This window comes from Mesorhizobium comanense, assembly GCF_005503535.1.
In the GTDB taxonomy this organism is placed as follows: Bacteria; Pseudomonadota; Alphaproteobacteria; order Rhizobiales; family Rhizobiaceae; genus Mesorhizobium; species Mesorhizobium comanense.
The window spans coordinates 90990-104285 of sequence record NZ_SCNN01000008.1 but is presented as its reverse complement, the minus strand read 5'-3'; the positions used below and the strand labels follow the sequence as shown (position 1 = coordinate 104285).

Annotated in this window: 11 protein-coding genes; 4 read left to right on the top strand and 7 right to left on the bottom strand. The window is 66.1% G+C overall.

The annotated features are described in order from the left end of the window. Nucleotides 1–176 precede the first annotated feature (176 nt). Nucleotides 177–968: a L,D-transpeptidase gene (locus FFS37_RS15890; protein ID WP_137931900.1), complete on the top strand. Its 792-nt coding sequence runs from the start codon at nucleotides 177–179 to the stop codon at nucleotides 966–968. A 57-nt stretch (nucleotides 969–1025) separates the two neighbouring features. Here the strand turns inward: FFS37_RS15890 and FFS37_RS15885 are convergent, their stop codons facing one another. Further along, nucleotides 1026–2492 (bottom strand): esterase-like activity of phytase family protein, encoded by a 1467-nt coding sequence (locus FFS37_RS15885; RefSeq protein ID WP_137931899.1) that lies wholly within the window; start codon nucleotides 2490–2492, stop codon nucleotides 1026–1028. A 257-nt stretch (nucleotides 2493–2749) separates the two neighbouring features. On the opposite strand from FFS37_RS15885, the gene FFS37_RS15880 reads away from it, so the two are divergent. Together FFS37_RS15880 and FFS37_RS15875 are read left to right on the top strand one after the other, a co-directional pair. After that, nucleotides 2750–5161 carry a GcvT family protein gene (locus FFS37_RS15880; protein ID WP_137931898.1) on the top strand — a complete coding sequence of 804 codons (2412 nt, stop codon included), beginning with the start codon at nucleotides 2750–2752 and terminating at the stop codon, nucleotides 5159–5161. Between the two features lie 12 nt (nucleotides 5162–5173). After that, on the top strand, nucleotides 5174–6727 hold the full coding sequence (locus FFS37_RS15875) for a trimethylamine methyltransferase family protein (protein WP_137931897.1): 1554 nt from the start codon (nucleotides 5174–5176) through the stop codon (nucleotides 6725–6727). Nucleotides 6728–6751: 24 nt separating this feature from the next. Here the strand turns inward: FFS37_RS15875 and FFS37_RS15870 are convergent, their stop codons facing one another. From FFS37_RS15870 to FFS37_RS15845, 6 genes are all read right to left on the bottom strand, one after another. Then, nucleotides 6752–7042 (bottom strand): hypothetical protein, encoded by a 291-nt coding sequence (locus FFS37_RS15870; protein ID WP_137931896.1) that lies wholly within the window; start codon nucleotides 7040–7042, stop codon nucleotides 6752–6754. A 204-nt stretch (nucleotides 7043–7246) separates the two neighbouring features. Next, nucleotides 7247–8566 carry an ABC transporter ATP-binding protein gene (locus FFS37_RS15865; RefSeq protein WP_137931895.1) on the bottom strand — a complete coding sequence of 440 codons (1320 nt, stop codon included), beginning with the start codon at nucleotides 8564–8566 and terminating at the stop codon, nucleotides 7247–7249. Between the two features lie 25 nt (nucleotides 8567–8591). Continuing rightward, nucleotides 8592–10346, bottom strand: coding sequence for an ABC transporter permease (locus FFS37_RS15860; protein ID WP_137931894.1), 1755 nt, complete (start codon nucleotides 10344–10346; stop codon nucleotides 8592–8594). A 186-nt stretch (nucleotides 10347–10532) separates the two neighbouring features. Next, a complete protein-coding gene (locus tag FFS37_RS15855; protein WP_137931893.1) occupies nucleotides 10533–10778 on the bottom strand; it encodes a hypothetical protein in 246 nt (81 codons plus the stop codon). Nucleotides 10779–11122: 344 nt separating this feature from the next. Continuing rightward, the gene (locus tag FFS37_RS15850) at nucleotides 11123–11755 is read right to left on the bottom strand and encodes a response regulator transcription factor (RefSeq protein WP_137931892.1); all 633 of its coding nucleotides are present in this window, start codon (nucleotides 11753–11755) and stop codon (nucleotides 11123–11125) included. Next, nucleotides 11752–12810, bottom strand: coding sequence for a sensor histidine kinase (locus FFS37_RS15845; RefSeq protein WP_171026297.1), 1059 nt, complete (start codon nucleotides 12808–12810; stop codon nucleotides 11752–11754). Before FFS37_RS15845 ends, FFS37_RS15850 begins: the two co-directional genes overlap by 4 nt. Nucleotides 12811–12975: 165 nt before the next feature. Here FFS37_RS15845 and FFS37_RS15840 point away from each other — a divergent pair, with 165 nt between their 5' ends. Further along, nucleotides 12976–13290 (top strand): ferritin family protein, encoded by a 315-nt coding sequence (locus FFS37_RS15840; protein WP_137931891.1) that lies wholly within the window; start codon nucleotides 12976–12978, stop codon nucleotides 13288–13290. Nucleotides 13291–13296: the final 6 nt, after the last annotated feature.

The following is a 13296-nucleotide window of genomic DNA, read 5'->3' as shown; positions in this document are numbered from 1 at the left end:
GATCCGGTCCGCATCATTGCCGATTCAACGGGGCAGGTCGATGTGGCGCCACAAAAGATTGGCCCGGTCTTCCAGCGTTCCCTAATGCAATCATGTTCTCAAAGCTTCCGGAATGGGATATTGATCTGGGTACTTGGGGTGGAATTTGCTGGTCTCATGGGCAAGCCGGGGGGGTCATGTCCGATATTTCGCTTTTTTCAGAGCGCCTGAGCCGGCGCGCGTTCCTCGGTGCGTCCGCTCTGAGCGCGGCTTCGCTGGCGCTTTCGGCGTGCACCACGACCGATGTGGCGACGCCGCCTCCCGTGGCCGCGGCCCCGCCCGAGCCGGCTCTTGGCGATGTCGCGACAATGTATGCGGCGCGCACCGATGAAGGCTTTCAGCTGCCGGCGATCCCGGTGGCGAAGCTCGATCCGAAGTTCGTGCGCCAGATCGTGGACGATCCGACCGGGGAAAAGCCGGGCACGATCGTCGTCGATGCCTCCCAGCATTTCCTCTATCTGGTGCGCGACGGCGGCAAGGCGATCCGCTATGGCGTCAGCCTGGGCAAGGCCGGCTTCGGATGGACCGGCAGCGCAGTGGTCCAGGCGCGCAAGAAGTGGCCGGTCTGGACGCCGCCGCCCGAAATGATCCAGCGCCGGCCGGAGCTGGCGAAATTCAAGGACGGCATGCCGCCCGGACCGCAGAGCCCGTTGGGAGCCAGGGCGCTCTATCTGTTCCGCGACGGCAAGGACACGATGTACCGGCTGCACGGCACGCCGGAGTGGGATTCGATCGGCAAGAATGCTTCGTCCGGCTGCGTGCGCTTCATCAACCAGGACATCATCGATCTCTACAGCCGCGTCAACGGCGTGGCGCCTGTCTTCGTGCGCGCGAACCTCTCGGCGGCCGCCAAGAACAGCGCCGTGTCGAACCGGACAGCCGAGCCGATCGATGCGGGCGTGCCGAAAGACGCCGAGATGCTGAAGTAGACTATCTTGCGAGCAGACAGGCGGACGCGCCGTGCGCGTCCGCCTGTCTGATTGTCGTTACTTCTTCGCCAGGCCCGGCAGGGTCACCTGATAGACCAGGAACATGGTGTCGACATCGGCGCCGTCGTCGGCCTTGTAGGGCGCGCCGACCTGGTAACCGTCCTGTGTGAGGAAGTCGTTGTCGTTGGCCACGAACAGGAAGTAGTCGTCCGGCAGCTTGGGATCGAGCACGCTTGCCAGCGACATCGCCTCCCACTTCTCGGAAAGCTCGTTGTGGTCCTTCGCCCCGCCATTGTGCAGGCCGAAACGGCCGAGCTGGGCGGCGTCGTTGATGTCGATGAATGGCGTCGACTTTGCCGGCGTGACGGAGGGGTCGAGCACGCCCTTCGGCGCCACCGGCTTGTCGGCGCTGTCGAACGGACCGTTGGCGATGTCGGTCGCGCTGGAAAGATCGACAATATCGATCTTTCGGTAGAGCGAGGCTTCGCCCTTCAGGCCCTGGCCATTGCCGCTGTCGCGCGCCAGCATCAGGAATTTGGTGTCCGACAGCGCCACGATCTCGCTCTGCGCGGCGACCTTGGTCTTGCCCTTGGCATCCTTGAACACAGGCAGCGGCACGACATATTCGTGCGCGAGCTTGAGATGGGCGAGATCGGAGGCATCATAGACAAGGGCCCTGGTGTGCTGGCGCGTCGAGGCGGAATCGCCACCGTCCTGCCGTGTCGCCGACTGCAGCACGGCGATCAGGAACTTGCCGTCAGGCGTCATCGCCATGCCTTCGAGGCCCTGATTGTTCTGGCGGCCGGTCTCGGGATCCTTGGGGTCGGGTCCGGCGGCGCCGGGGCCGGGATTGTTGGAGGCGAAATTCGGCTTGCCGTGGCGCATCGGCACGAGCGCTGCCGGCGGTTGTGTCGCCGACATCAGGTGGCCCTGCGCCGAGAAACGGTAGATGTTGGGGCCGTATTCATCGGAGATGAACATGGAGCCGTCCGGCAGCCGCACGATGGCTTCGTTATCGAGCGAAAGCTTGCCGTTGTCGGCCTGCGGCAGGATCGGCATGTCGCCGCTTGCGGCGCGCACGCCATTCAGGGGATCGAGCCCGGTGGCATCGGCGCCCTTGTCGTCGGTCAGGAGGAAGGTGTCGGCGAGCGTCGCCTTGACGCCGGCCTGCTCCTGGCCGGCCGCGGGTGTTGCGCCGGGGGCAAGCGGGGTAAACTCGATGGCGATCGTGTTGAGGCGCGGCCGGTAGTCGGTGGTGCCGGCGACGTTGTAGCCACGATCGGGCAGCAGCCAGAGCGAACCCTTGTAGGTGCCGGCATCATGCGTCCAGCCCGCCGTGTCGATCGCCATGCCCGAACCCGAGCCGAACGTCTCGCCGAACTTGTCGCGCTGGGCGGCCGGAATGCGGCCGACACCGACCATACCCTTGTTGATGTAGGCAACGCCGTCGGCCAGGGCCGGGGTGAGGGCGGTGAAGAAAGCGAGTGCGGCACCGAGCGCGACGGTTCGGTTCGGATATTTCATGGATGTCCCCTTGTGACGATATCGGCCAAAGAGAGGGCGCCGGATCGGATGCAGACAGCCCTTTCCGGCCAGTTGTCTAGGGCGTCAACGTGATCGTTGCGTGACAGTTCGCCGGGCATGTCGCCGCCGTCGCGAAATACCGCTTGCGCGCATAGAGGCCGATTGCCGGCGAGACTGGACACCTATGTACGCAACTGTCTGGACACTTATGTACAGTGCGTATATGGTGCTGCTTCTGACAGACTTGGAGGGGAGCCTTGAAGCCGCATTACCGCGCAGTGGTTATCGGAGGTGGCGTGGTCGGCGCTTCGGTGCTCTATCACCTCACGCGCTTCGGCTGGTCCGAGGTGGCGCTGATCGAACGTGCCGAGCTGACGGCCGGCTCGACCTGGCATGCGGCCGCCGGATTTCATGCGCTCAACGCCGATCCCAATGTGGCGGCGCTCCAGGATTACACCATCAACCTCTACCGTGAGATCGAGGCTGAATCCGGCTGGGATATCGGTCTGCACATGACCGGGGGCGTCAACATCGCCAGTGATCCCCAGCGCTGGGAGTGGCTGAAGTCGGCCTGGGCGGTGTTCCAGTCGGTCGGCATCGAGACGGCGCGGCTGGTGGGCCCGGAGGAGATCAAGGCGATCTGCCCGATCGTCGATGTCACCGGCGTTTTGGGCGGCCTGCACGATTCCAACGAAGGCCATCTCGACCCCTACGGTACGACGCATGCCTATGCGGGCGCTGCGAGGAAGCGGGGCGCCGATGTGATCCTGCGCAACCGCGTGGTCGAGCTGAGGTCCCGGCCCGATGGTCAGTGGGACGTCGTCACCGAGCAGGGCACGATCGTCGCGGAACATGTCGTCAATGCCGGCGGATTGTGGGCCAAGCAGCTCGGCCGCATGGCCGGTGTCGACCTGCCGGTGACGCCGATGGAGCACCATTATTTCGTCACCGAGGACATTCCCGAGATCGCGGCCCTCGACCGGGAGATTGGCATCGCCGTCGACCTCGACGGCTTTTCCTATCTCAGGCAGGAACGGAAAGGGGTTCTGCTCGGCGTCTACGAGCAGAACCCGAAGCACTGGAACATGGACGGCGCGCCGTGGGATTACGGCATCGAGCTGATCCCGGAGGACATCGACCGCATCAGCCCGGAACTGGCCAAGGCGCATGAGCGCTTTCCCTGCCTGGCAAGCGCCGGCATCCGCAAATGGGTCAACGGCGCCTTCACCTTCACGCCCGACGGCAACCCGATCGTCGGCCCGGTGCGTGGCTTGAAGAACTACTGGGTCGCCTGTGGCGTCATGGCCGGTTTCAGCCAGGGCGGCGGCGTCGGCAAATCACTGGCGGAGTGGATGATCTACGGCGAGCCGCAGGCCGATATTTTCGGCATGGATATCGCCCGCTACGGCGCCTTCGCCGCCAACCGGGAATATCTCAGGCAGACGACGCGACAGTTCTATTCGCGCCGTTTCGTCATGACCTTCCCCAATGAGCGGCTGCCGGCTGGCCGGCCTCTGAAACGCCCTGGCGCCTATGACTGCATGAGCGCTGCCGGCTGCGAATGGACGGCCTCGTGGGGGCTGGAAATCCCGGCCTATTTCGCGCCGATGGGTTTTCGCGAGAACACCACGCTGAAGCGCTCCAATGCCTTCGACATCGTCGGCGACGAAGCGTTGCAGGCGCGCCGCGCCGCCGGCCTCGTCGATATCTCGGCCTATTCACGCTACGCGGTCTCCGGTTCTGGCGCGCAGGCATGGCTCGACCGGCTGCTGGCCTGCAGGCTGCCGAAAGCCGGACAGGCGCGGTTGGCGCCGATGCTGGGGCCGGATGGGCGGCTGAAGGGCGACCTCACGGTGCTCAACTGGGGTGGCGGCGACTATTGGCTGATGGGCTCCTACTATCTCCGGGAATTCCACATGCGCTGGTTCGAGAGCCAGGCGGGAGAGGGCGTCACGGTCTCCGATCTTTCCGACGCGATGGGCGGCTTCCTGCTGACCGGACCGAATGCGCGCAAGATCCTGGAACGCACCACGCATCAGGACGTATCTGGAACGGCGCTGCCGTTCATGGCCTGCGGCGCCTTCGACATCGGCATCGTGCGCGCGCGGGTGGCCCGCCTCTCCATCGCCGGCGAGCTCGGCTTCGAGATCAGTTGCCCGGTCGGCATGCACGCGGCGCTGCGCGAAACGCTGCTGGCCGCCGGCGAGGAGTTGGGCCTGGCCGAGATCGGCTATTACGCGCTCAATGCGCTGAGGCTGGAGAAAAGCTTCGGCATCTGGTCGCGCGAGTTCACGCAGGGCTACACGCCCGGCCAGACCGGGCTCGACCGATTCATCGCCTTCGATAAGGGCTCTTTCGTCGGCCGCGAGGCGGCGCTGAAGGCGCGTGAGGCGGGCGCCGAGCAGCGGATCGTGACGCTGGAGATCGATGCCGTCGATGCCGACGCCAGCGGCTTTGAACCCGTCTGGCATGACGGCCGCCGCGTCGGCTTCGTCACTTCGGGCGGATTTGGCTACGCGATCGGCAAGAGCGTCGCGCTGGCGTTGGTGGACGACGATTTCGCCGGGGAGGGGACGGCGCTTTCGGTGCACATTGTCGGCGTCGAGCGGCCGGCACGGATCATCGCGGCCTCGCCCTACGACCCCAGGGGCAAGGCGATGCGGCAATGAGGAGGATTTCTGATGGTCGATGACGCGGCACGGGATACGAGGCGCGAACGCCGGCGTGGACGCACAGGCGAGGCCGGCAGCGAAAGCAGCCGGCGGCCCAACTACCGCTCGCTGAAGAACCCGTTCCTGCCACAGCCGATCTTTTCGGAAGATCAGGTGGCGTCGATCCACGACACGGCGCTGCGTGTGCTGGAAGAGCTGGGCATCAAGGTGCTCCTGCCGCAGGCGCGGGAGATTTTCGCGCGCGCCGGCGCGATTGTGGAGCCGGACACCGACATGGTGCGCATCGGCCGCGACATCGTCGCCGCCGCACTTGCCTCGGCGCCCAAGTCGATCCAGGCGCGTGCCGGCTCGCGCGCCCGGGATTTGTCGCTCGAGCTCGGCTCGATGACCTTCCTGGCCGGATGCGGGGCGCCGAACGTCACCGACCTCGAACGCGGCCGCCGGCCGGGCACGCTGGCCGATTTCGAGGATCTGCTGCGGCTGGTGCAGCATTTCGACGTGCTGCACATGCTGGGCCCCTGCATCGAGCCGCAGGATGTCGACAACCGCTTTCGCCACTATGCGGTGAACCGGGCGCAACTGACGCTGTCCGACAAGTTTCCCTTCGTCTTCGCGCGCGGCACGCCCCAGGTCGAGGACGGCTTCGAGATGATCCGGCTGGCGCGCGGCCTGTCGCAGGACGAATTCCTCGCGGACGCGCACTGCTACACCGTCATCAACACCAACTCGCCGCGCCAGCTCGACATTCCGATGGCGCAAGGCATCATCGATTTCGCCAAGGCGGGCCAGGTCTCGGTCATCACGCCCTTCTGCCTGGCCGGCGCCATGGCGCCGATCACGGTGGCCGGGGCCCTGGCGCTGCAGCACGCCGAGGCATTGGCGGGCCTGACGCTGGCGCAGATCGTGCGTCCCGGCGCCCCGGTCGTCTATGGATCCTTCTCCTCCAATGTCGACATGAAGTCCGGAGCGCCGGCCTTCGGCACGCCGGAGCATGTCAAGGCAACGCTCGGCGCCGGGCAGCTGGCGCGTTTCACCGGACTTCCCTGGCGCTCGGGCGGCGGCAGCGCCGCCAACATCTCCGACGCGCAGGCCGCGCACGAGACGCAGTTCGCGCTGTGGGGCTCGGTGCTGGCCGGGGCGACCATGTGCATCCATGCCGCCGGCTGGCTGGAGGGCGGCCTGAGCGTCTCGTTCGAGAAGCTGGTCACCGATGTCGAGGCGCTGCAGACGGTCGCCGAACTGTGCGCCGACACACCTGGCGACGACGATGCCATCGGCTTCGACGCCATCGCGGAGGTTCAGCCCGGCGGCCATTTCTTCTCGGCCGGCCATACAATGGCGCGCTACCGCACCGCCTTCTACGAGCCGCTGGTGGCCGACTGGTCGAATTTCGGCAACTGGACGCAGAGCGGTTCGAAGACCGCGAGCGAACGCGCCATAGGCATCTGGCGTCGCGCGGTCGCGGATTTCCAGCCGCCGGCCTCGGCGGCGGCTACATCAGGCGTGCTGGACGAGTTCATCGCACGGCGCACGCAAGAGGGGGGCGCCGCGCCGGTGTCATGACGCATGCGCGGATGTTCGGGCGGCTCAGCGGCGGTCCCGCCGGGCCGTTCCTTGCCGGCCGATGCTCCAGCGCATCAGTTGCAGGCCCATGCGGTCGAGACGCGAGGAGATAAGAAACACCTTGCGCAGACCCGGCATGCCGAGCGCGCCGGCGCGGAACGCGCTTGTTCCCGTGAGCAGGACGCGATGGCCAAGGCGCAGTGTCATGCCGGAAAGCTTCAGGAACAGCCATTCGCGCGCGACCCGCGCCGCGCGTGCGGTGGAATGGCGGCACGACAAGAGAAGATCAAGGATGCGTGGTGGAAAGTGGCGCATGGCCGACCTCCGACTGCTGGAGCAATTCCAGGAAAAGCGTGAAACGGTTTTCCCGGGAGACGTGCGAAGCGCTTCCTCCTGGGAATTGCCTGTAAAGAGAGAGTCCAGGCTGGTTCGCTGACGTCGGGCGCGCCGGCGCGGACAGAACCGGCGATCGGGGTGCCGGTCCTGCCTTCAAGTCCGTTCGGGTGTCGCGCAGGGAACCTATGTCGGGTTGTCGAGCGTGAAGAGGTCGCTCTCCTCGTCGTAGGCGAAATACTCGGCGTAGCGCGCCCAGCTGATCACGGCCCGCACCGTCTGGTCGGCGTAGTCCTCGGACATATGGTCCTCCAGCTCGTCGCGGAAGCGGCGGGCCGGCGCCTTGTGGTTGGCGCGTTCGTCGAGCACGCGGCGGATGTGACCGGCCAACGGCACATAGGTCGCCAGCTGTTGCGCGAACAATTGCTTGCGGGCGTCGACCTCGCTTTCGGCGAAGCGTTTTCCTGCCGGCGTCAGCTGGATATCGCCCTCGGCGAGTTCGGCAAAGCGCAGCAATTGCAGCGTCTCGGCGATCGGGAACAGGTCGTCGATCTCGAGCTGCAGGCTGGCGGCGAGCGGCGGCAGGTCGGCGTGTCCGTTATAGGGCGGCGCGGCAACCGCCTCGATCAGGCCCGAGAGCAGGTTGGTCGAGACGCGGGGCAGGATCATGGCGATGCCGGAACCAGGGAAGATGCCGTCGCGGGCCGGGCTGCCTGGCTCCTTCCTGGCTGTCATGCGGGCATAGATGTCCTCGACCAGCGCGCGGAAGGCCGGGTCGAGCCGGTTGCGCGGCTGCGGCAGGTCGATCTTGAGCTCGGCGACCACCCGGCCGGGATTGGACGAGAAGATCAGCACGCGGTCGCACATCAGCACCGCTTCCTCGATATTGTGCGTGACCATCAGGATCGACTCGATCGGCATGCGGCCTTCCGACCAGAGGTCGAGGAGATCGGTGCGCAGCGTTTCGGCGGTCAGGACATCGAGCGCCGAGAACGGCTCGTCCATCAGGAGCACCTTGGGATGCACCACCAGTGCGCGGGCGAGGCCAACGCGCTGGCGCATGCCGCCGGACAGCTCCTTGGGATAGGCGTTCTCGAAGCCGTCGAGGCCGATCAGGTCGATGGCCGACAAGGCGCGCTTGCGGCGCTCGGCGGGAGAGACGCCCTGGGCCTCGAGCCCGAGCTCGACATTCTGCAGTACGGTCAGCCAGGGAAACAGCGCGAAGCTCTGGAAAACCATGGAGATGCCGTCCGGCGTGCCGGACACGGCCTTGCCTTCGAAGGTGATGGCGCCTTCGCTCGGCCGGATCAGTCCGGCGATCGAGCGCAGCAAGGTGGATTTGCCGGAGCCGGAGCGTCCGAGCAGGCCGACGATCTCGCCGGACGCAAGCGTCAGCCCGACCTGGTCGAGCACGATGAGCTTGCCGGCGCTTCCCTTGTCGTAGGTCTGGCAGACGCCGCGGACTTCGACGAGCGGGAGGCTCTTGGTGATGACAGCTTGGTTCATGGTCAGTCTCCTGGAGGAAAGAGGTTCAGTCGAGCCGCATGCGGCGTTCGGCGAAGACGTAGAGCGGGCGCCACAGCGTGCGGTTGAAGAGCGTGACGAACAGCGACATCACGGCGATGCCGAGAATGACGCGCGGAAAGTCGCCGGCCTCGGTGGCCTTGGCGATGTAGGAGCCGAGCCCGAAAGCCTCGAGCTTGGTGTTGCCCCAGCTCGCCAGCTCGGCGACGATGGAGGCGTTCCACGAACCGCCCGACGCGGTCAGCGCCCCGGTGACGTAATAGGGGAAAATCCCCGGCAGGATCACGCTGCGCCACCACGTCCAGGACTTGAGCCTGAATACGGAAGCGGCTTCCTTGAGGTCCGACGGGAAGGCGCTGGCGCCGGCAATGACGTTGAACAGGATGTACCATTGCGTGCCCAGCACCATCAGCGGCGACAGCCAGATGCTCGGGCTGGCGCCGGTGGCGACGATGGCGATCACGGCGAACGGAAACAGCACGTTGGCCGGGAAGGCGGCAAGGAACTGCGCGAGCGGCTGCACCCGCTCGGCAACGGCCGGGCGCAGGCCGATCCAGACGCCGATCGGCACCCAGATGACGCTCGCCACCGCGATCAGCACGACAACGCGCAGCAAGGTGAGCAGGCCGCCTTCGAAGGCTTCGACGACGTCGCCCCAGCCCAATGTCTGGCGCAGATAGACCACGGTTTCGTAGGCGCCCCAAAGCGCGACAACAAACACCAGGCCCAGCCAGGCGATGTCGATCGCCCGCGACAGCTGCCGCGATGCCGCCGATGTCGCGGGCAGGGCGCGCTTGCTCAGGCGCAGCAGCATGGCGCGCTGCCACAGCCAGGCCAGCGGCAGGCCGACAGTCTGCAGCAGCCGGGCGCGGCGCAGGATGTCATAGACCCAGGAGCGGGGCTTTTCCTGGCCTGCCGTCTGTTCGAAACGGAACTTGTCGGCCCAGGCGACCACAGGCCGAAACAGCAGCTGGTCGTAGAGCAGGATGAGGATCGCCATGGCCAGCACCGCCCAGGCGACCGCCTTGAAATCCTGCTTGTCGATGGCTATCGCCAGCCACGAACCGATGCCGGGAAGCTGCACGGTGGTGTTGCCGACCGTTATGGCTTCCGAGGCGACGACGAAGAACCAGCCGCCAGACATGGACATCATGGTGTTCCAGATCAGACCGGGGGCAGCGAAGGGTGCTTCCAGGCGCCAGAACCGTTGCCAGGCGGACAGGCCGAAGCCGCGGCTGACCTCGTCGAGGTCGCCCGGCACTGTGCGCAGCGATTGGTAGAAGGAGAACGCCATGTTCCAGGCCTGGCTGGTGAAGATGGCGAAGATCGCCGCGCATTCGGCGCCCAGCTGGCTGCCGGGAAACAGGCCCATGAAGAAGGTCACGGTGAAGGTCAGGAAACCGAGCACCGGGACCGACTGCAGGATATCGAGCGCGGGAATGATCACCATTTCGGCGCGTCGGCTCTTGGCCGCCAGCGTCGCCACGGTGAAGGTGAAGATCAGCGAGACGACGATGGCCGCGAACATGCGCAGCGTGGTGCGCAGCGCATATTCCGGCAGGTTGGCGAGATCGAGCGTCACCGGCGACGTGGTGAGCAGTTCGCTCGGCGCGCGCATGCCGGCGGCGCCATGCGCCAAAAGCACCAGCAACGCCACCAGCATGGCGAAGGCAATGGTGTCGTAGACGTTGGGGGCGATGCGGCCGCGCGCGAGAGCCGCGGCCTCGCCCAGGGAATTGCGGTTGTGTGGCAGGAAGATCATGGCGAGCCTCGGGATGATGCTTTGCTTGCGTGGGGGACGGCGCTCGCTGCCTGCTGGGCATGCGAGGCCGCGAGAAGGAAGCCGGGGTGGTTTCGGGCACGCGCGCGGCCACGCCCGCGCGGCGGCCGCGCCGGGCGTGGAGGCGTCATCATCGCGCCGAGGGATGTTGCCGTGCCGGACGAGGTCTCAGGCGGCGAGGAGGAGGAAAGCCGCGGCACGACTGACGCCCTCTTCGGAGACGGCGTTGCCGTCGCGGCGCCAGCGGCACACCAGCCCGCCTTCGGCATTGCGCCGCCAGGTGCAGACAAGGCGCGCAGGCGGATGGACCTTGCCTGCCGCATTGTCTGCGACACGGATCCGGACCGTGGGCCGGATGGCGGAAAGGTCGCGCAGAGCGAGGCGCGCGCGGAAGGGGATGACGTTGGTGTTCATGGCTCACCTCTTGCGGTCCGGCAGGGACGGCAAGGCGAGCCGAAGGCGGGTTATGCCCTGCCCAGGCCCGACCGGCGCCACATGCCGGAAACCAAATCTGTTGACGGGGCCAGTGTCCGGACCGTGCCTTGCGCTTGATCCGGACAGCGACTGGGATAGCTGTCCATAACCTGTTCGATCTCGAGTTGATGCTTCGGTCGTCCGAAGCCACGCCGCCTTACGCCCGCTTGTCACGCGGTGTCAACGCAGGCATCGGAATCTTAAGTATATGGCCTGATACCAACGCATATCACGGTCCGGGGCAGGCTAGCCGGCTGATCGATAATGCTTTCAAAACCAATGGGTTAATGGCCTTGCGCGGAAGGCTCCGTTGCGAGCCTGTCGATCATTTTCACCAGCTCGGCCAGCGAGCCGGCCTGCATCTTGCGCATGGCGCGCGCGCGGCGGACCTTGACCGTTATCTCGCTGATGGCGAGGTCGCCGGCGATCTGCTTGTTGAGGCGCCCCAGCACCACCTGCGCGACGACATCGCGCTCACCATCGCTCAGTGTCGCCAGGCGCGCGCGCAAGGCGTCCAGCTCCGCCACGTGGATCCGCCGCGACCGGTCCTTGTCCAACGCCGTGGTGATGGCATCGAGCAGATCCTGTTCCCGGAACGGCTTGGGCAGGAAGTCGATGGCGCCGGCCTTCATCGCCTGCACCGACATGGCGATATCGCCATGGCCGGTCATCATGATGACCGGCAGCGGGGTTTCGCTGTGGGTCAGTTCCTTCTGGAAATCCATGCCGCTTTTCCCAGGCAGGCGCACGTCCAGCACCAGGCATGAGGCGATGTCGGGCTTGGCGGCGTCGAGAAAGGCGGCGACCGAGGCGAAGCACCTGACGTCGTGGCCCACCGAACGCAGCAGACTGTCCAGCGCCTCGCGGATGGCGGGATCGTCGTCGATGACGAAAACGATCGGTTTCTGCTCGGTCATTGGCGCTCCCTGGCGGCCGGCAGCGAGAAGGTGAAGGTCGAGCCGCGAGGCACGCCCGCCTGTGCCCAGATGCGGCCGCCATGGCTCTCGACGATGGAGCGGCTGATGGCAAGCCCCATGCCCATGCCGTCCGGCTTGGTGGTGTAGAAGGGATCGAAGATCTGGTCGGGCTGCGCTGCGGCCAGGCCCCGGCCGGAATCGTGGATACTCACCAGCACCTCGCCGGGCTGGCCAAGGGCGGTCAGCACCGTCACCTCACGCTGCGGCTCGCCCTTCATGGCCTCCAGCGCGTTGACGATCAGGTTGAGGATCACCTGCTGGACCTGCACGGGATCGGCGTGGACCCGGGGCAGGGCGTCGGCAAGCTCGGTACGCAGGACGGCGCGATGGCGGCTGACTTCGTTCTGGATCAGCGGCAGTGTCTCGGTAACGGTCTGGTTGAGGTCGAGCCGGACCGCCTTGCCCGCCGCTTTCTTGGTCAGGCCGCGCAGCCGCTTGATCAGGTCGGTCGCCCTCACGGCATCGCGCACGATACGCTCGGCGGCCTTGTTGGCCTCATCAAGATTGGCGGGCTGGCCGGCCAGCCAGCGCAGCGCGGCATTGCCGTTGAGCACGATCGCCGCCAGCGGCTGGTTGAGTTCATGGGCGATCGAGGCCGTCAGTTCGCCCAGCATGGTGACGCGGGTGATGTGGGCAAGCTGCGCCTGCGCCTCGCGGGCGGCGGCTTCCGCCGCGGCGGCGCGCAGCGCCAGAGTGGTCGTCACCGCGATCGCCACCAGGCTGATGGCGCAGTTGACCAGTCCCGAGGCCACGGATCCGGTGCGCGTCAAGGCAAAGCTCAGCATGGTCAGCGCCATGCAGCCCGCCGCCACCATCACCACCTGGCGCCGGCCCAGGTGCTGAACCGCGATGAGGACGATGGCGACATAGAGAACCGCGACCGCGATCTCGAAATTGGTGATGGTGTCGAGGACGAAGATCACCGCCGTCAGCACGGCCAGCAGCACCATCAGCAGGCGTCCGCCGAGCAACGGCAGGAATGATGTTCGGGGCATGCCGACCCTCATTGGCGGTCTCGGTGAGAGGCGGGCGACAGTATCGCGCCGATCTTTGGTCGGGCAAGGCCGGGAACCGCCGATCCCCCGGCGCATTTCTGGTGATGCGTCCGACGTCGGCGCATCAACCATGAACCCAGCCATCGCCAGGGAAGGATTCCTCATATGGGTTTCGACCAGTATCACGAGCCGCCGCAGGAACTGTCGCAGAAGGTGCGGACCTTTGCCCGCATGATCACCTCGCTGATCGAGGAGGCGGAGGCGATAAGCTGGTACGAACAGCGCATGGCGGTGGAAAAGGACCCGCAGGCCAAGGCGATCATGAAGAACGCGCAGGCCGAGGAGTTCAAGCATTTCGGCATGGACCTGGAGTTCCTGCTTCGCCAGAAGAAGGACTGGCGGGCGGAACTGAAGGAAATCCTGTTCACGACGGGAGATATCGTAAAGGCCGGAGAGCGGGGCGAGAAGAAGGTGGATTGAGCGCCT